We start from the raw sequence: 17,871 nt of genomic DNA, 5'->3' as shown, positions 1-17,871 counted from the left end.
AGAACTCGGCACCCGGCAGAAAATCCAGACCGTGCTCATCCGCCAGCTGAGCCGCCTGCGCCCACCCCGCCGTCGTATCGTGGTCAGTGAGCGCGAACCCCGCCAACCCGGTGCGAGCAATCAGCGGCACCAGCTCGGTCAGGCTCTGCGTGCCGTCAGAAATAGCGGAGTGAATATGCAGGTCGTAGCGCCCGGCGCGGTTCAGGTTTTCAGGCGCACCCAATTCAGCGGGCTGCGGTGCCTGCTGCGCGTTATGTAGCGGTGCACTATTTCGGTGTTCTGTCTGCGTCATATTCTCTCCTTCCCCGCCCCTGCTAGTTCGTCGCCACCTCAGCGGGGTTTTAAGGCATGTCATCTACTCTTCTGATTCAACCCTACCAATATCAGCGGCGCAATATTGGGCACCCGGTCGCAGGTCAAAGATATATTCTGCCCCACCACCTCCTCTCTTATGGTCAAAAGCGCTAAAACACCTGCCCACCTGTGGTGAAGAAGCTATGATTAACCCATGACTGAGAACAACGAGAAGAGCACCGAAGCTCAGAAGACTGACCACCGCAGCACCCCCAAGGCGTCTGCGTTTACCGAATTCATTGCCGCAAACTGGGCACCTGCCGAAGATGACGGCTACACCCGCGAGCCCGTAGCAGACTACGCCGCCAAGCGCCGAGCCAAGATTTCCAAGGCATTCCCCGGCGAGCGCCTGGTCCTGCCCGCAGGCCCGCTGAAGGTCCGCTCCAACGACTGCGACTACCGCTTCCGCCCCCACTCGGCGTTTGCGCACCAGACCGGTCTGGGCATCGACCACGAGCCCGACGCTGTGCTGATCTTCGAGCCCGTCGAAGAGGGTACCGGCGACAACGGCTCCAACCACGAGGTCACCCTGTACTTCCGTCCGCTGGCTGGCCGCGACACCGCAGAGTTCTACGCGGATGCACGCTACGGCGAGTTCTGGGTTGGCCCCCGCCCCACCTTGAAGGAATTCTCCGAGCGTTTCGGTCTGCGTACCCGCGACCTGTCCGAGCTTGAGGTTGCTATCACCAAGAACGCCGGCAACCAGGGCCTGGGCGGCGTGAACATCCGCCTGGTCCGCAACGTTGACCCGGCTGTTGACGCGCTGGTTGACACCTCCCGCTACAACACCGGCGTGGAGCTGGAGCAGGCTGACAAGCTGGACTCCGAGCTGGCTGTGGCGCTCTCCGAGGCTCGCCTGATCAAGGACGCTATCGAGGTTGAGAACCTGCAGCGTTCCGTTGACATGACCGTCAAGGGCTTCGAAGAGGTCATCCGCTCCCTGCCGAAGGCTAAGGAGCACCACCGCGGCGAGCGCGTCGTTGAGACCGCGTTCTTCTCCGTGGCACGTACCGACGGTAACGATCTGGGCTACGACACCATCGCAGCGTGCGGTAACAACGCAACCATCCTGCACTGGATCCGCAACAACGGCACCGTCGACGACGGCAAGCTGCTGCTGCTGGACGCAGGCGTTGAGGACGACACCCTGTACACCGCAGACGTGACCCGCACCTTCCCCGTGAACGGCAAGTTCACCGAGGTTCAGGCGAAGGTCTACAACGCTGTGCTGGAGGCTGCTGACGCCGCATTCGCTGTGGCTAAGCCTGGCCGTAAGTTCCACGAACTTCACGACGCCGCGATGGAGGTTCTGGCTCACCGTCTGGAAGAGTGGGGCCTGCTGCCGGTTTCTGCCGAGGTTTCGCTCACCGTTGAGGGCGGTCAGCACCGCCGCTGGATGCCGCACGGCACCAGCCACCACCTGGGCCTGGACGTGCACGACTGCGCGCAGGCGAAGGCTGAGCTGTACATGTGGGCTGAGCTGGAGCCGGGCATGGTCTTCACCATTGAGCCGGCGCTGTACTTCAAGGAAGAGGACATGTCCATTCCCGAGGAGTACCGCGGTATCGGTATCCGCCTTGAGGACGACGTGCTCTGCACCGAGGACGGCAACGTGAACCTCTCCGCTGCACTGCCGCGCACCGTTGAGGGCATTGAGGAGTGGATGGCGAAGCTGGCGAAGTAAGCCTGACTCTTCACGCCACTAACACCGGTTAGTGCCGGTTGTATGTGCATAGGGAAAGCCCCTCACCGATTCGTTTCGGTGAGGGGCTTTTCGCGTATCTTCTCAGTCGCCGTCTTCTCCGCCTGTTTTCCGCCGTTGCGGCTGGAGCCTATTCGGAGTCCTTCGCGGAATTACTGTGCGAGGACTTATCCTGCAGGCCCTGCGGGCGCGGAGTCGGACGTTGCGGCTTGGGCTGAATCAGCTTCGCGTATTCTTCCGGGTCGTCCACGCGCAGACCGTACCGCTGTGCCGGGCGCTTCTGCGTATCTGACTTCTGACCGGTTGCCTGGTCAGTGCTTGCCTGTTCCGCAGGCTGAGTGGGTTGGGCGGGCTGAGCGGGGGCAGCCGGTGCGGGCATGTTCTGCGCCGCACTCTGAGCCACCGCGTTCTGCGCGGTCGTGTCACGTTCGGGCAGGTTCTGGTTCGGTGCCGGCTGGCTACCCGCCTGGGCACGGTACGAGGGAGCCTTCGGGGCGCCGGTCGGAACCGGCGCACCATTCATTGAGACGGTGCTCTGAGCGGCACGCGCCTGCGAAGCCTCCGGAGCTGCCGCCGCACGCGCAGCCGCAACCGCCGCAGAGAAGCGAGGATGCGCACCCAGTACGCGGCGCGCCTCCTGGGCGTACTCCGGCAGAGCGTACATCACGGTGCGCGAGGGAATCGCTTCGGTACGCATCGGGTAACGAACACCCCTGCCGCGGCGCAGAATGTACATCTGCCACAGCACAAACACAGCCACCGACATCGGCACGTACTTTAGTGCCACCGATGCAAAAGAGTCACCGGTCAGCGCCAACAGCACCGAAAACATCAGGCCCATCGACGCACCCTGAATCGCCGCAAAAATCAGGGTACGACCATAACCGGCCTGTACCGGGTACTCCACCTGGCGGATACCGTCATTGATCAGGTACAGCGCCGTAACCGGATAATCCTGCTCGCTGAGCACATCAAAAGCGGCGAGCGCATCATCGTGACGCACGAAGGAGGCAATCGCCTCACCGGCGGGCAGGGGCTTGCCCTGAGCCTGTGCCAGGCGCGATGCCACGAAAGAAGAAGTCGGGGTCGAGGGAATATTCGGCAGTTTAGAAGTCATGGCTTCTATTCTACCGCCCACCCCAACCCTGGACCCGGTGGGCAGTCAGCTCCTCTACAGGCGTAGCGAACACCCGTTCAATTCGGCTTCTCAAAGTGCGAATCCCCGCGGCGGAGCGTACCCTAGAGAGGTGAGCAATTCGAAGTTCAGCACCCCCAGCAAGATTTACATTGCCCGCCTTTTGGGCCTCGACGTGTTTGACCCCTTCGGTGACCGCCTCGGCCGTCTCCGAGACGTCGTCGTGCTCAAACGCGGCCTGGGTGCCTCCATTGCCGGCGCCCGCCCCGCCAAGGGCAGCGAACCGATTGTCGTCGGCATCATCGTTGAGGTGCTCGGCAAGAAACGCGTGTTCATGCCCATGACCCGCGTGCGCAGCATCGACGCCTCCCAGATTATTTCGACCGGCCTGGTGAACCTGCGCCGCTTCGAGCAGCGCAACTCTGAGACTCTCATCGTTGGTGAGCTCTTTGACCGCCGCGTGCGCCTGCTCGACGGCAGCGGCGACGCCGTCATTGAGGACGTCGCCATTGAGCAGCGCCGCAACGGCGACTGGGGCGTGACCGAGCTGTTCGTTTCCCGTGTCAACTCCGGCTCCAGCACGTGGCGCCGCCGCTCCAAGGAGACCCTCATCGTCGACTGGGACGAGGCTCTGCTCTCCACCGACGTGGAGCCGCAGGCGGCAACCGCGTTCGTCGCTAACCACGAGAACTCCAAGCCTGCCGACCTTGCGGACGCTATCCACGAGATGAGCGATAAGCGCATGGTCGAAATCGCCGCCGAGCTGCAGGATGAGCGCCTCGCAGACGTTCTGCAGGAGCTGCCCGCCGAGGACCAGGTGCAGATTCTGTCGCACCTGGACGACGAGCGTGCCGCGCAGGTCCTCGAAGAGATGGAACCGGACGACGCCGCCGACCTGCTCATCGAGCTGGACGACGCCCAGCGTGAGAAGCTGCTCGAACTCATGGAACCCGACGAAGCAGACGACGTGCGTCGACTGCTCGAATACGACGAAGGTACCGCCGGTTCGCTCATGAACCCGGTGCCGATCATCCTCTCCCCCGAGGCGACCGTCGCGGAGGCGCTCGCGCACATCCGCGCCGAGGAGATCCCTCCCGCGATGGCGGCTGCCGTCATGGTGACCCGCCCGCCCCTGGAAACGCCGACCGGCAAGTACTTGGGTCTGGTGCACATGCAGAAGCTGCTGCGCGTGCCGCCGAGCGAGCCGATTGGTCACATCCTCGATACCGACACTGAGCCTGTCTCTGACCAGGCCAGTTTGGAAGAGCTGGCACGCGTGCTGGCAACCTACGACCTGACCATCGTTCCCATTGTGAACGAATCGCACCGCCTGGTAGGCGCAGTGACCATCGACGACGTGCTCGATGCGCTCCTGCCCGAAGACTGGCGCACTTACGATGATGGAACTCCCGTACGAAAGGTAGGACGACGCTTTGCCTGAATCGAACCGCCGCGACGCAAACCGTACCGAAGAGAACCCCCGCATCGATAAGGCGCGCATTCTCAAAGACCGCCTAGAGAAGAAGTACGCTGAACGCAACCGCGAGCGCGGCGACTCCCGCCCGCAGCGTAGCGACTCGCAGCTGAGCACCCCCGGCACCCGCAAGCCGAGGCTGTTTTCCAGCCCCAACCCGGACGCTTTCGGCCGCATGACTGAGGCGTTCGCACGCTACATGGGTACCCCGCAGTTCCTGATGTGGATGACCATTTTCTGTGGCGTGTGGCTTGCCTGGAACTCCCTGGCGCCGGAGGAGATGCAGTTCGACCCGCGTAGCCTGAACTTCACCCTGCTGACCCTGATGCTGTCCCTGCAGGCTTCTTACGCTGCTCCCCTGCTGCTGTTGGCGCAGAACCGTCAGGATGACCGCGACCGCGTGGTCGCCTCCGAGGACCGTAAGCGCGACCAGCAGAACCTGGAGGAAACCCAGTACCTGACCCGCGAGATTGCTTCGCTGCGTATTGCTCTGCGTGAGGTTGCGACCCGTGACTTCGTCCGTAGCGAGCTGCGTGACATTCTTGAGGAACTGCAGAACATTGCGCAGGAGCAGGAGCGTCACGCCGAGCAGCTGCAGGACATCAGTGAGGACATTGAGGACCTGGAGGAGGCTATCGACGATATCGACACCTCCGAAGGTGAGGAGAAGGACGCTGAGGAGCAGGGCTCTGATAGCCAGAACTCTGAGGGCAAGAGCTCTGAAGGCACCGAGAACGGTACCGAGAAGTCTTCTGACAAGGCTGAACGCTCCGCGAAGGACTCCGAGCAGGATCTCCACCGCAATGATTTGAGCCAGCCTCAGAGCCGCGAATCCCAGCAGGCACAGCAGCAGGCAGAGCGCGCCCGTGAGGGAGGCGCCCGTGACCGCTAATTCTTCCCTGCAGGATGCGCTCTACGCGGCGCTCGCCCGCGTCGAGGACCCCGAACTGCGCCGCCCCATTACGGAGCTGAGCATGGTTGAGACTGCGCTCGTGCATCCTGAACTGGATGAGCTGGGCGAGCCGATTCCCGGCCGCCACTGGGCCGAGGTGAAGGTGCTACTCACCATTGAGGGTTGCCCGCTGAAGAACACCATCGAGCAGCAGGTTCGTGACGCCGCCGCCACCGTTGAGGGCATTGAGCGTGTGCAGCTGCAGGTGGGTGCGATGAACCCGCAGCAGCGTTCCGCCCTGCGTTCGATGCTCAAGCCGGAGCGTTCCAACCCGTTTACCGCCCCCGGTTCGCTGACCCGCGTGTTCGGCGTGGTGTCCGGTAAGGGCGGCGTGGGTAAGTCCTCCATGACCGCGAATCTTGCCGCCGCGTTCGCTTCGCGCGGGCTTGCGGTGGGCATTATTGATGCGGATGTGCACGGCTTCTCCATCCCGGGTCTGCTGGGCATTACCGACGCCCCGACCCGTCTGGATGACCTGATTCTTCCGCCGACCGTGGACGTGCCCGCCCCCGCCCAGCGTTGGGGTGAGCAGAAGGTCAGCGGCGGCTTTATTCGCGTGATTTCTATCGGCATGTTCCTCAAGGGCAACGAGCCGGTGGCGTGGCGCGGCCCCATGCTGCACCGCGCCCTGGAGCAGTTCATCATGGACGTGCACTTCGGTGCCCTGGATGTGCTGCTGCTCGATTTGCCGCCCGGTACCGGCGATATTGCGATTTCCATGGCTCAGCTGCTGCCGAATGCGGAGCTGGTGCTCATTTCCACCCCGCAGCACGCCGCAGTGGATGTGGCGGAGCGTGCCGGCACCCTGAGCCTGCAGACCGGTCAGAAGGTCGTGGGCGTGGTGGAGAACATGGCTGCCATGACCCTGCCGGACGGTACCGTGCTCGATATGTTCGGTTCTGGCGGCGGTCAGGTGCTCGCTGAGCGTCTTTCGGAGGCGCTCTCCTACCCGGTACCGCTGCTCGGTTCTGTCCCGCTGGATGTGAACCTGCGTACCGGCGGCGACGAGGGAACCCCCGTGGTCTGGAGCCACCCGGATTCGGCCACCGCCGAAGAGATTCAGTCCATCGCCTCGCAGCTGTTGCACTCGGGCGAGTCGAGGGCGGGTCAGAGCCTGCCGCTCTTCGTCTAAAGATGTAGCCGTCTAGAACCAAGCATCTAGAAGCTGAGGGCAAAGGCTGACGGCAAAAGCTGAGAATAGAAAGAACCCCGCACCATCACGGTGCGGGGTTCTTTCGTTTCAAAATCTTAGGTGGCGTCCACATCGAAGGGGGCGTATGCGCCTCGCGGAAGAGCGCGGCTCTCCGACTTTTCCTTCTCCTTCAGAAGCGCCTCTTCACGTGCCTTAGCCTCACGCTCACGCTCGGCGTCGTCCTCAGCGAATGCCTGCTTCACAATCACGCGCGGATCGTACTGGCGGGGGTCGTACTGGCGCCAGTTAATATCTTCCAGACCCGTCTCACCCAGGGCTTCCTTGAAGTCATCCTTCGCGTCGAACGCCATGCGGCGCACCGTCTTGACGAATTCACGAATCTGTCGAGCGTATTCGGGCATGCGTTCGGGACCGATCACAAAGAACGTGATAACGGCCAAAACAATAAACTCGGTGCCACTAATACCAAACACAGAATATAGATTATCAGTTCCGAGCCAGCACCGCCGAACCCGCGGCGCTTTCTGGACGTGTCTTTAAGCTCTGGACAAGCAGAAGGCGTACGCTACAGCACCGCGGAGGGGCATTGCGCCCACGGCTAAGAGCACCGCAACAGCGGTTTACGGCGGGTAATCTCCACCGCCGGGTTAAAACGCTGCGGCTCCAACCGCAGGCACGCCCGCCTTCCGAACGCAAAAGACCGCCGGCAGCACACCGGCGGTCTCAAACATCCGTTGGATAAATTCAGCGGTTTACGGCGGATAATCCCCACCGCCGGGCAGCTGCTTCCAATGCCACAGCCAGCCCACCCAGCCCCACTGCGCACACGCACCCGCCACCAGCAACGCCCAACGATACGCCCGCGAACGGCTCGCCGCCGCCACCACAATCACCAGCGGGAACAACGGCAACAACAGGCGGAATGTCGAGGACTGCGGATTCAAAAACAGAATCAAATACGCAAAATAGCTCAGGCACCACAGGTTCAGCGGAGCCGCCAAAACCCTACGCGCCAACGGGCTCAAACACAGGGCAATAAAGCCCAAAATCAGCAGGGTCAGCAGCACCGGAGCCGCATACCCAAAGTACAGGTACCCCTGCGAGAGCCACGGCTGAATCGGCGCCAAATGGGTACCGCGCCACGCCGTCTCCGTGGCGGTATACGCATCCACACGGCCCGTAGCCCACCACGCAATCGCAGGCCACACCAGCGCGAACGCACACACCACCAAGGCGCTCACCAGCTGCCCCAGATGACGCACAAACGCCGTGCCCATACCCGACTCGCGGCTCGAACGCACCCAGCACGCAAACCACCACAGACCGGCAGCCGCACCCAGGGGCACACCCACCGGGCGGGACAGGCACGCCAACGCCGCCACAGGAACCAGCAGACCGTAGCGTCCCTGAACCAGGCACAGCAGGGCACCGGCAAGGAACACCAGGTTCAGCGACTCCGCATACGGCACCTGAAGCACCGGCGCCACCGGCAAGAACGACACCAACGCCACAGCCCACATGGACAGCGCAGAAGGCGACTCCTCACTCGTAAAACCGGTCGCCTTCAACGACGCCTCAAACAGCAGGTAAATTACCCACGCCGCCGCGAAACCGGCAAGCAGAGCAACCGTCGCCGCCACCGGGTAGTACCCGATGCCCGTCGCATGGCTAATAGCGCCGGAAAGCTGCGGGAAAATCGGATAAAAAGCCCACTGATTCTGCTGAACAACACCCGCCGCATTCACCGGCAGCTCACTCGGGTAGCCCTGTACCGCAATCTGCTCATACCAGCCGGCATCCCAGATGCTAATGAACGACAAATAATCCAGGTGCTGACCCCAAGGACTGCGCTGTTGCTGCTGGCCGACCACGGCAAACACGATGAAGCCCCACACGCGGGACAGACCGTAAATCAGTAGCACCGACAGCCACGCGGGCAGGGCACGCAGACGCGCCCCCACCCGGTGCAGGCGCTCACCGGCGGCGGTATACGCCCAGGTCAGCAGCTCGTCAAAGGACTCGCTCTGCTCCTTCGCGGAGGGGGTGAGAGGGGCAGAGTCAGCGGCGGAGTTAGCGCGGGCGGGCGGAACAGGGCCAGTGTGCTGAGAAGGAACACTCACAGGCGTTAGCTCCCCTCAGCCGCCGAAGACGCACCGCCCTCAGCCTGCGGGTTCTTCCGCTTCTCCACGAACTCGTGAGCGCTCAGAGTGCTCTCTGATTCGTCAGCCAGGGGAACCGCACCGCGGCGAACCGGCTCAGCGGCAGCCGCGTTAGCATCAGCAGATTCTGCGGTCGGCGCGGCAGAAGAATCCTTCGCGCCGTGCACATTCTCACGTGCCTTCTCGTCCTCGAGAGCGCCGAAGAAAGGAACCGCAGTCGTCAAATCCTCCACACGGTCGAAGGTGCCCAGGCCGTCACGGCCCACGCCGCTAAAGAACGCGGCACCGGGCACGGCACGCTCACCGCCGAGCGCCACAACCGAGAGCACCGCAATGCCCGAAATCAGCAGGGCAATCAGAATCAGAAGAAAGTTCATGTCAATCTCATATCATGCAGGACCGTCAACCCCTGACAGTCACCTAAATTCAAATAGTAGCGCCAGCACCGGCAGAATTAGCACTGTGACTAGTCCTCGTCGCGGTCGCTGAGCAGCCAGGCACGCAAATCCGCGTGGCAGCGGGTCAGCTGGCTAAAGCTCACGTGCTCATTATCGGTGTGAGCCAGCAGGGCGTCACCGGGACCGAAGTTCACGGCGGGAATACCGATCTCGCTCAGGCGCGCCACGTCCGTCCAACCGTACTTCGGCTGGGGCTCCTGCCCCACCGCCTCGATCAGGGAGGCAGCTAGCGGGGTGTCCAGGCCGGGGCGAGCCGCCGGGGAGAGATCCACGAAATCCAGCTCGTAACCGGCGAAAACCTCACGCACGTGGGCGACCGCCTCATCCAGGGTCTTATCCGGGGCGAATCGGTAGTTCACGTGCATTGCCGCCGCATCAGGAATCACGTTGCCGGCCACGCCGCCAGAAATCTGCACCGCATTCAGGCCCTCACGATAATCCAGGCCCTCCACAGCAATGGTCTTCGGTTCGTAGGAAGCGAGCGCCGCCAAAGCCGGTGCCAGGGCGTGAATCGCGTTCTCACCGCGCCAGGCGCGTCCCGAGTGGGCGGCAAGGCCGCGGGTGCGCACGAAGAAACGCATGGTGCCGTTGCAGCCGCCCTCAATGGTGCCGTTGGTCGGTTCGAGCAGCACACCAAAGTCTGCGTCGGTGATGAGCTCACCGTGGTTGCGGATCAGACGCGCCAGGCCGGAGAGTTCGCTGGCGACCTCTTCGTTGTCGTAGAAGATGTAGGTCAGGTTGTAGTCGGTGTCCTGCGCGGTCAGTTCGGCGGCGAGCTTCAGCTGAACCGCCACGCCGCCCTTCATATCGGTGGCGCCGCGGCCGTAGAGCACGCTGTGGCCGTCCTCTTCACGCACCGTGGACGGCACGGTACCCAGGGATCCCTCAACGGTGGGCAGGGGCACGGTATCCAGGTGACCGGCAAGAATAATGCGGGTGCGTTCCCCCTCAGCGCCCTCCCCTTCAGCGCCGGGCAGCGGCGGGAACTCGGTGCGGGCAATGATGGCGTCCCCGTCACGGGTCAGGTGCAGGTGCGGGCAGAATGACAGCGCCGTATGCACGGCGTCAGCAATCGTTTGTTCGTTACCGGAAACCGACTCGTAATCCAGCAGGGCGCGGGTCAGCTCGGGCATGGACACATCCAGGTTCAGGGGCGGAGCCGGAACCGGGTGACGCTCAGAAATATTCGGGGAAACGCTCATCCTTCCACCTTACAGGTTCCCCCGTGTGCACACCCGCGCACACAACGCCCATATCGAGCATTTGAGACGGTCTTGAAGGGGCACCAAGCCCCAAAACTATAATGGAAGGCATGTCTGAAAACACTTCCCGTTACGCCTCCGGCGTCGCACTGGTCAATGTTGTTGTCTCTGGCGAGCACGCTGGCACCGTCCTGGATGCATGGTTCCCCGCTCCCTCCCTCACCCAGACCCCCGACCTGTCCATCGCGGACGAGCTGGAGGAACTGGTCGCTGAGCACCCGGCGCGCAATGCCCGCACCGAGGTGCGTACCGCCTCCATCAACCTGGATGAGGCGCCCGAAGACGCGGTGGACGCATACCTGCGTCTGCACCTGCTCTCCCACACCCTGGTTCGCCCCAATGAGCTGAACCTGGACGGCCTGTTCGGCACCCTGGCGAATGTTGCGTGGACCAACCACGGCCCGGTGCTTGCAGCCGAGTTCCAGAAGCTTGCGATTGGTCTGCGCAAGCTGGGCCACCTGAGCGTGAGCCACATTGATAAGTTCCCCCGCCTGGTGGATTACGTGGTTCCCGCCGGCGTGCGTGTCGGTGACGGTGACCGCCTGCGCCTGGGTGCGCACCTGGCGTCCGGCACGACCGTGATGCACGAGGGCTTCGTGAACTTCAACGCCGGCACCTTGGGCACCTCCATGGTTGAGGGCCGTATTTCTCAGGGCGTTGTGGTGGGCGACGGCTCGGATGTGGGTGGCGGCGCCTCCACGATGGGTACTCTTTCCGGTGGCGGCACTCAGCGCGTGTCCATTGGTGAGCGTTCCCTGCTGGGTGCGGAGTCCGGTATCGGTATTGCCCTGGGCGATGACTGCGTGGTTGAGGCTGGCCTCTACGTGACCGCTGGTTCGCGCGTGAGCGTTCTGCTGCCCGGTCAGGAGGCGCGCGTGGTGAAGGCCGCGGAGCTGTCCGGCGTGTCGAACCTGCTGTTCCGCCGCAATTCGCTCAGCGGCGCGATTGAGGTTCTGCCGCGTGCGAAGAACACCGTGGAGCTGAACGAGGCCCTGCATCTGAACTAGTCTGCACATGGACTGGCACGGGTCGGCCGTAAACTTTGGGGGTCGGGATGTGTGAAGCATCCCGGCCCCCCTTTTTCTGTGCCCTACGCTCCCCTTTTCGCCGTTCTCATAGGTTGGGCGCGAATCCGCGACGGCTACGATGACCATTTTCAGGGCGGGCGGCTCGGGCTTTCGCTAGGCTGGTAGTACCGGGTACCGCGCACCCACCGTTGCAGGCGACCATTGCAAGCGACCATTGCAAGCGATAGGTACCGTTCAGAGAGGAGCCCCCCTATGTCCGAATCAACAGCGTTCGAATCAGCAGCATCCGAATCAGCAGTGTCCGAGCCGGCTATGTCAGAGCCTGCGATGAGCGAAACTTACCGGCACTTCACGCGCCTTTTCCCCTACCCGCACGAGTGTATTCCGATGGGCACCCCGGCTACTGATGCCATGGCCCGTTACGATGAGCTGGTTAAGCTGGGACGCGCGGAGGGGTTCGTCCCCTTCTTCCTGAACCTAAACGATACGGTGCTTGAAAGCATGGTCATTGCGGTGTCCCTTGAGCACGACATCATTGACGATGTTGAGACGCTGACCCCCGAGCAGGTGAGTGCCTACACTCGTGCTGTCCTGCAGCGTTACCGTACCGCCCGAGGCGGCGCCTCCGCCGAGGAGTACGGCGCCGCCACCATTGCCCAGCAGCTGCGCAAGGTTGCAGATGATGGTGAAGAGCCTAACGAGGACGACCCTAACGAGCTCGACCTCAATGAGCTTGTTGACGAGTTCATGAGCTCCGATTATCTGCCCGATGAGGAGCCCGAGGATGACGCCCCAATTCTTGCTGCTCTGCTCCGCTACGAGCTCCAGGATGAGGAGCAGGGCGAGATGCTCCTGCTGCAGATTCCGACCGATGACCCCGCCGATATTCCCGCGTACCTGCCTTTCGGCGGCTGGAATGACTGCCCGAACGCCGAAACACAGCTGGCGTTCACCCACTATTGGCGTGAAAAGTACGGCGCAATCCCGGCGGCTCTTGACAATGCTGATTGTCTGGAATTTCTAGTGGAACGCCCCGTAACCGACCCGTTGGAGGCAAAGAAGCTGGCGGTCGAGCAGTTCGCGTTCTGCTCCGATCTTCCGTTCCAGGTGTTTGAGGATTTTGAGCAGCTGACGGAGTTTATTCACCAGAGCCGCCAGTGGTATTTCTGGTGGGATTAGCTGCGGGTTCAGACGCTGGGCGACGGCGAGTGTCAACACACCTCAATAACGCCTCCCACGTGCTCGCACCAGAGTGCACAAGCGCACAGTGTCCCGCAGTACTTACACCCCGTGCACGGCTGTACTATTAGATACAGCTCAACAGCTTTTGTCCCCCATCCGGAACGCTTTTTTTCGGATATATAAAGCCCGAAAGGACATCATGAAGGTACTCGTTACCGGCGGCGCCGGCTACATCGGCTCCCACACTGTACTTGAACTGCTCAAGGCAGGCCACGACGTCGTCGTCATGGATAACCTCGCAAACTCTTCCGAGGAGTCCCTCAAGCGCGTCGCTGAACTCGCTGGCCGCGCCCCCGAGTTCCACAAGGTTGACCTGCTCGACCTCGAAGGCATGAAGGCTCTCTTCAAGCAGGTTCGCCCCGACGCTGTGATTCACTTTGCGGGTCTGAAGGCTGTGGGCGAGTCCGCAGAGAAGCCGCTGTGGTACTACCAGACCAACGTGGCTGGCACCCTGAACCTGCTGTACGCAATGGACGAGGCTGACTGCCACTCCATCGTGTTCTCCTCCTCCGCTACCGTGTACGGCGAGCCCGAGTCCATGCCTCTGATCGAGAAGATGAACATGGATGCGCAGTCCTGCTACGGCCGCACCAAGGAGCACATCGAGGACATGCTGGTCGACCTGGCTGCGTCCGACTCCAAGTGGAACATTGCTCTGCTGCGCTACTTCAACCCTGTTGGTGCACACGAGTCCGGCCGTATCGGCGAGGACCCGGCGGGCATCCCGAACAACCTGGTGCCCTTCATCGCGCAGGTTGCTGTGGGTCGCCGCGAGCACCTGAACGTTTTCGGTAACGACTACCCGACCGTTGACGGTACCGGCGTGCGCGACTACATCCACGTGGTTGACCTGGCTGACGGCCACCTGAAGGCGCTGGATTACATTACCCAGCACGGCGGCCTGCACACTTGGAACCTGGGTACCGGTAACGGCTACTCGGTTCTGCAGGTTCTGCACGCGTTCGAGGAGGCGTGCGGTAAGGAGCTGCCGTACAAGATTGTGGATCGTCGCCCCGGTGACGTTGCGGTCTCTTACGCTGATCCTTCCTCTGCTCTGGCGGATCTGGGTTGGAGCGCTAGCCGCGACATTAAGACCATGGTTCGCGACCACTGGAACTGGCAGAAGAACAACCCCAACGGTTACGAAGCCTAAGCTGTTTTAGCCCCCTTGTGAGGGGTGTTGAAGAGTGCCCGATAGGTGTTATCTCACGTATCGGGCACTTTTTTGCGCTTTTTCGAAATCTGCGCCAGCTTGTGTTTTACCTACCGGAGGCGGTCGGCAGCCCTCGGGGGTATACCCCAAGGAATCTGCGTTTCTCCTAGTCAGAGACTTTTATCTAGATGGAGTGTTTTCGACCCGTATTTTCACGTCAAAAGTACTATAACTATGCATGAGTCCTTAAAAATTCACATTGTTTACACAGGAAAACGAATAATTTACACGCGCGTTACATGCTAGGCGTAAGCTGGAAACCCAGCATTTATGCAACCTGCATCATAGATACACCTCACATGAAAGGTTAGTGATGTCCGCACAGGCAACTCCCGCAGCACAGAAAAATCTCGTAGAGATTACCGACGTCAACAAGTACTACGGCACTAATCACGTTCTGAAGAACATCAACCTTTCCGTGGGCAAGGGCGAAGTTATCATCCTTCTCGGCCCTTCCGGTTCCGGCAAGTCAACCCTCTGCCGAACCATCAACCGCCTCGAAACCATCTCCAGCGGTTCCATCAAGATTGACGGGCAAGAACTGCCCAAGGAGGGCCGAGCCCTCGCCAAGCTCCGCGCAGAGGTCGGCATGGTTTTCCAGTCGTACAACCTCTTTGCCCACAAGACCATTCTCGATAACGTGACTCTCGGCCCCCGTCGAATCCGCAAAATGTCCAAGTCAGAGGCAGAAGCAGAAGCCATGCAGCTGCTCGCAAAGGTTGGCGTGGATTCCCAGGCTAACAAGATGCCCGCTCAGCTTTCCGGCGGTCAGCAGCAGCGCGTCGCCATCGCCCGCGCCCTCGCCATGAAGCCCAAGGTCATGCTCTTTGACGAACCCACCAGCGCACTCGACCCCGAAATGGTCAACGAAGTGCTCGACACCATGGTCTCCCTAGCGAAGGAAGGCATGACCATGATCGTGGTGACCCACGAGATGGGCTTTGCACGCAAGGCGGCAGACCGCATTGTGTTCCTTGCCGACGGTGAAATCGTCGAAGAGGCACACCCGGACGAGTTCTTCACCAACCCGAAGAGCGAGCGCGCCAAGGACTTCCTGTCCAAGATCATCGACCACTAATCCGGAGGGTGAAATGAAAAAATATTCACGCAAGCTGGCGGCACTCGCCGTAGCAGCATCCCTCGCCCTCACCGGCACCCTCGCCGGATGCTCCAGCGCAAACAGCGACCACAAGATTCGCATCGGCATCAAGTTTGACCAGCCCGGCCTCGGCTACCAGGACGGCAACCAGTACACCGGCTTCGACGTGGACGTAGCACGCTACGTCGCCGGTAAGCTCGGCTACTCCGAAGACCAGATTGAGTTCGTCGAATCCCCCAGCGCCAACCGTGAGAACATGCTCAACAACGGCCAGGTCGACATGATTTTTGCGACCTACTCCATCACCGATAGCCGTAAGAAGACCGTGGACTTCGCCGGCCCCTACTACGTCGCAGGTCAGGACCTGCTGGTACGTGCCGATAATACCGATATTAACGGCCCGGACGACCTCAACGGCAAGAACCTCTGCTCCGTGACCGGCTCCACCAGTGCCCAGAAGGTTCAGGAAAAGTTCGCCGAGAACGTGAACCTGGTCAAGCAGAACAGCTACTCCGACTGCGTGGTCGCCCTCAACGGCGGCGTGGTGGACGCCGTCACCACCGACGGCATCATCCTCGCCGGTCTGGCATCCACCAAGGCAAACAAGGGCAAGCTGAAGGTGGTTGGCGCCCCCTTCACCACCGAACGCTACGGCGTGGGCCTGCCCAAGGGCACCGACAAGTGCGAAGCCGTGAACAATGCCATCAACGAGATGGTCGCCGACGGCACCTGGGAGAAGCTGGTCACCAAGTACACCGAAGGTACCGGCTATCACTACAACACCGAGGCCAACCCGCCGTCCCCGGGCGCTTCCTGCGCCTAGTCTCTAGAGAGGTTCACGAATGTCATTCTTTGACCAACTCGGCGCTCTCCTGGCAAAGTACGATGTGCTCGGCGCCTTCATGACCAATATTGAGCTGACCTTCTGGGCGGCTATTGGTTCCTTCGTCATCGGTACCGTGCTCGCGCTCATGCGTATCAGCCCCGTCCCGTCTCTGCGATGGGCGGGTACCGCCTACGTGCACCTGGTGCGTAACACCCCGCTGACCATTCTGATGACCCTGGCGATTCTGGGTGTGTGGACTCAGTTCCAGCTCTCCTTCTCGCACGACTTCGACACGAACTTCTTCGTGTACGCGGTGATTGTGCTGTCGATTTACCACGCGGCATTTGTCTGCGAGGCGATTCGTTCGGGTGTGAATACCGTGCCTAAGGGTCAGGCTGAGGCTGCCCGCGCTATCGGTCTGGGCTTCTTCGACACCGCCCGCCTGGTGATTTTCCCGCAGGCTCTGCGCGGTTCCATCACCCCGCTCGGTAACACCCTGATTGCTCTGGCGAAGAACACGACCGTGGCTTCTGTGGCATCGGTGGCTGAGGCCTCCGGCATGATGAAGTCCATGATCGAGTTCGATGCGAACATGGTGCTTGCCATCTTCATGATTTTCGCAATGGGCTTCGTGATTATTGTTGTTCCCATTGGTGTCCTGACCACCTGGTCCTCTCGTAAGCTGGCGGTGAAGCGATGAAAAACCCCTTTATCAGTAATGAAACCCGCGCCGCTTCCTCGGTGCTTTTCGATGAGCCGGGCCCCATTGCTCTGCGTCGCACCCGCATCTTCAACATTGCGTCGCTCATCGTCTTCGCGATCTTCGCGGTGTACGTGCTGACCGTGATGGGTGAGAAGGGCCAGCTGGAGGCAGAAAAGTGGACCGACCTGTTCACAGCCCGCGCCTGGACCTCCTACTATCTGCCGGGACTTGCCTCGACCCTGTCGGCGGCAGCGATTTCGGTGGTTACCTCCATTGCGTTCGGTATGGTCTTCGGTATTGCCCGACTGTCTCAGTACCGTGTGTTCCGCTGGATTGGTACCGTGGTCGTGGAGTTCTTCCGCGCCGTGCCGGTGCTGATCATGATGATCTTCTTCTGGCTGTTTTTGGGCAAGTACAGCGGCCTTCCGCCGGCTCAGCTGCCCTTCATCGCCGTGGTGATTGGTCTGACCCTGTACAACGGCTCGGTGATCGCTGAGCTGCTGCGTTCGGGTGTGAAGCAGCTTCCCCGTGGTCAGGGTGAGGCGGGTCTTGCGATCGGTCTGACCCCCAGCCAGACGCTGATTCGGATCCTGCTTCCGCAGGCGTTCACCGCAATGATGCCCTCGATGCTCAGCCAGTTCGTGGTGATTCTGAAGGACACCGCTCTCGGTTACATCATCTCCTACCCCGAGTTGCTCGCGTCGGCGCGCCGCATCGGTTCCGGTGACGGTAACGTGCTGCAGACCCTGCTTCTGGCGGCGACGCTGTTCGTGATTGTGAACTTCATCCTGACGGCTGTGGCAACCGGTATTACGGACAAGCTGGCGTCGCGCACCTCCGCTAAGGTGACCCGCGAGCTGATCCCCGGCGAGTTGGATAACCCGAACCCGCCGACCGTTCAGATGTTCGTTCTGCCCGGCGGCCGCAAGTAGCCCCGCAAGTAGTTCCGTATCGTCCGGGCTTCCCAGCCGGCGGCGATTAGCGGATACAGCGAAGCCCCCGCGTTTCCTCCCTGGTGGGTGAACTGCGCCCCGAAACTTGGACGCATTTAATGGCAGCCGTTATGCGGCTTCCTGTAGGGCCTGATCCCGGTATTCTGCCGGGGTCAGGC

General features: G+C 61.5%; 17 protein-coding genes. 11 read left to right on the top strand and 6 right to left on the bottom strand.

Annotation, left to right across the window (positions count from 1 at the left end; translation table 11 throughout):
* On the bottom strand, positions 1-292 hold a 292-nt coding region (locus tag Q0216_RS00265; RefSeq protein ID WP_298591905.1), incomplete at its 3' end, for a PHP domain-containing protein.
* 216 nt (positions 293-508) lie between these two features.
* Here Q0216_RS00265 and Q0216_RS00260 point away from each other — a divergent pair.
* A complete protein-coding gene (locus tag Q0216_RS00260; protein WP_298591903.1) occupies positions 509-2,038 on the top strand; it encodes an aminopeptidase P family protein in 1,530 nt (509 codons plus the stop codon).
* Positions 2,039-2,186: 148 nt separating this feature from the next.
* Here Q0216_RS00260 and Q0216_RS00255 read toward each other — a convergent pair whose 3' ends face one another.
* Positions 2,187-3,173: a hypothetical protein gene (locus Q0216_RS00255; protein ID WP_298591901.1), complete on the bottom strand. Its 987-nt coding sequence runs from the start codon at positions 3,171-3,173 to the stop codon at positions 2,187-2,189.
* A gap of 130 nt (positions 3,174-3,303) precedes the next feature.
* Between Q0216_RS00255 and Q0216_RS00250 the strand changes: the two genes are divergently transcribed.
* Genes Q0216_RS00250 through Q0216_RS00240 form a run of 3 tightly spaced genes read left to right on the top strand, consistent with a single transcriptional unit; the run spans position 3,304 to position 6,749 of the window.
* Complete coding sequence (locus Q0216_RS00250) at positions 3,304-4,632, top strand: magnesium transporter MgtE N-terminal domain-containing protein (RefSeq protein ID WP_298591900.1); 1,329 nt, start codon at positions 3,304-3,306, stop codon at positions 4,630-4,632.
* Positions 4,625-5,557 carry a DUF1003 domain-containing protein gene (locus Q0216_RS00245; RefSeq protein WP_298591898.1) on the top strand — a complete coding sequence of 311 codons (933 nt, stop codon included), beginning with the start codon at positions 4,625-4,627 and terminating at the stop codon, positions 5,555-5,557. Before Q0216_RS00250 ends, Q0216_RS00245 begins: the two co-directional genes overlap by 8 nt.
* Complete coding sequence (locus Q0216_RS00240) at positions 5,547-6,749, top strand: P-loop NTPase (protein ID WP_298591896.1); 1,203 nt, start codon at positions 5,547-5,549, stop codon at positions 6,747-6,749. Before Q0216_RS00245 ends, Q0216_RS00240 begins: the two co-directional genes overlap by 11 nt.
* A 116-nt stretch (positions 6,750-6,865) precedes the next feature.
* On the opposite strand, the gene Q0216_RS00235 is transcribed toward Q0216_RS00240, so the two are convergent.
* The 4 genes from Q0216_RS00235 to dapE form a co-directional block, all read right to left on the bottom strand.
* Complete coding sequence (locus tag Q0216_RS00235; RefSeq protein WP_298591894.1) at positions 6,866-7,243, bottom strand: Sec-independent protein translocase TatB; 378 nt, start codon at positions 7,241-7,243, stop codon at positions 6,866-6,868.
* Between the two features lie 279 nt (positions 7,244-7,522).
* Entirely contained in the window at positions 7,523-8,890 is a 1,368-nt protein-coding gene (locus Q0216_RS00230) for a hypothetical protein (protein ID WP_298591892.1), read from the bottom strand.
* A gap of 5 nt (positions 8,891-8,895) precedes the next feature.
* Positions 8,896-9,306, bottom strand: coding sequence for a taurine ABC transporter substrate-binding protein (locus Q0216_RS00225; protein WP_298591890.1), 411 nt, complete (start codon positions 9,304-9,306; stop codon positions 8,896-8,898).
* 89 nt (positions 9,307-9,395) lie between these two features.
* Positions 9,396-10,589, bottom strand: coding sequence for a succinyl-diaminopimelate desuccinylase (dapE, locus tag Q0216_RS00220; protein WP_298591888.1), 1,194 nt, complete (start codon positions 10,587-10,589; stop codon positions 9,396-9,398).
* A 101-nt stretch (positions 10,590-10,690) separates the two neighbouring features.
* On the opposite strand from dapE, the gene dapD reads away from it, so the two are divergent.
* The 7 genes from dapD (at position 10,691) to Q0216_RS00185 (ending at position 17,692) form a co-directional block, all read left to right on the top strand.
* Complete coding sequence (gene dapD / locus Q0216_RS00215) at positions 10,691-11,656, top strand: 2,3,4,5-tetrahydropyridine-2,6-dicarboxylate N-succinyltransferase (RefSeq protein ID WP_298591884.1); 966 nt, start codon at positions 10,691-10,693, stop codon at positions 11,654-11,656.
* 273 nt (positions 11,657-11,929) lie between these two features.
* Positions 11,930-12,856, top strand: a complete 927-nt coding sequence (locus Q0216_RS00210; protein WP_298591881.1) for a DUF4253 domain-containing protein — start codon at positions 11,930-11,932, stop codon at positions 12,854-12,856.
* 202 nt (positions 12,857-13,058) lie between these two features.
* Entirely contained in the window at positions 13,059-14,072 is a 1,014-nt protein-coding gene (gene galE / locus Q0216_RS00205) for a UDP-glucose 4-epimerase GalE (protein ID WP_049341848.1), read from the top strand.
* A gap of 373 nt (positions 14,073-14,445) precedes the next feature.
* The gene (locus tag Q0216_RS00200; protein ID WP_298591880.1) at positions 14,446-15,210 is read left to right on the top strand and encodes an amino acid ABC transporter ATP-binding protein; all 765 of its coding nucleotides are present in this window, start codon (positions 14,446-14,448) and stop codon (positions 15,208-15,210) included.
* Positions 15,211-15,223: 13 nt separating this feature from the next.
* Positions 15,224-16,054 (top strand): glutamate ABC transporter substrate-binding protein, encoded by an 831-nt coding sequence (locus Q0216_RS00195; RefSeq protein WP_298591878.1) that lies wholly within the window; start codon positions 15,224-15,226, stop codon positions 16,052-16,054.
* 19 nt (positions 16,055-16,073) lie between these two features.
* Positions 16,074-16,757, top strand: a complete 684-nt coding sequence (locus Q0216_RS00190) for an amino acid ABC transporter permease (protein WP_298591876.1) — start codon at positions 16,074-16,076, stop codon at positions 16,755-16,757.
* A complete protein-coding gene (locus Q0216_RS00185; RefSeq protein WP_298591874.1) occupies positions 16,754-17,692 on the top strand; it encodes an amino acid ABC transporter permease in 939 nt (312 codons plus the stop codon). The genes Q0216_RS00190 and Q0216_RS00185 overlap by 4 nt, the downstream gene beginning before the upstream one ends.
* Positions 17,693-17,871: the final 179 nt, after the last annotated feature.

This window comes from uncultured Rothia sp. (genome assembly GCF_937976295.1).
Classification (GTDB): Bacteria; Actinomycetota; Actinomycetes; order Actinomycetales; family Micrococcaceae; genus Rothia.
The sequence above is the reverse complement of the archived record's forward strand: the minus strand, read 5'-3'. Positions and strand labels throughout refer to the sequence as shown.

Bases quoted from the DNA above. Each gene is read 5' to 3' on its own strand.
- Q0216_RS00255 (WP_298591901.1), bottom strand. From the start codon at position 3,173: ATGACTTCTAAACTGCCGAATATTCCCTCGACCCCGACTTCTTCTTTC.
- Q0216_RS00260 (WP_298591903.1), top strand. From the start codon at position 509: ATGACTGAGAACAACGAGAAGAGCACCGAAGCTCAGAAGACTGACCAC.
- Q0216_RS00190 (WP_298591876.1), top strand. From the start codon at position 16,074: ATGTCATTCTTTGACCAACTCGGCGCTCTCCTGGCAAAGTACGATGTG.
- Q0216_RS00210 (WP_298591881.1), top strand. From the start codon at position 11,930: ATGTCCGAATCAACAGCGTTCGAATCAGCAGCATCCGAATCAGCAGTG.
- Q0216_RS00195 (WP_298591878.1), top strand. From the start codon at position 15,224: ATGAAAAAATATTCACGCAAGCTGGCGGCACTCGCCGTAGCAGCATCC.
- dapD (WP_298591884.1), top strand. From the start codon at position 10,691: ATGGAAGGCATGTCTGAAAACACTTCCCGTTACGCCTCCGGCGTCGCA.
- Q0216_RS00185 (WP_298591874.1), top strand. From the start codon at position 16,754: ATGAAAAACCCCTTTATCAGTAATGAAACCCGCGCCGCTTCCTCGGTG.
- galE (WP_049341848.1), top strand. From the start codon at position 13,059: ATGAAGGTACTCGTTACCGGCGGCGCCGGCTACATCGGCTCCCACACT.
- dapE (WP_298591888.1), bottom strand. From the start codon at position 10,589: ATGAGCGTTTCCCCGAATATTTCTGAGCGTCACCCGGTTCCGGCTCCG.
- Q0216_RS00200 (WP_298591880.1), top strand. From the start codon at position 14,446: ATGTCCGCACAGGCAACTCCCGCAGCACAGAAAAATCTCGTAGAGATT.
- Q0216_RS00225 (WP_298591890.1), bottom strand. From the start codon at position 9,306: ATGAACTTTCTTCTGATTCTGATTGCCCTGCTGATTTCGGGCATTGCG.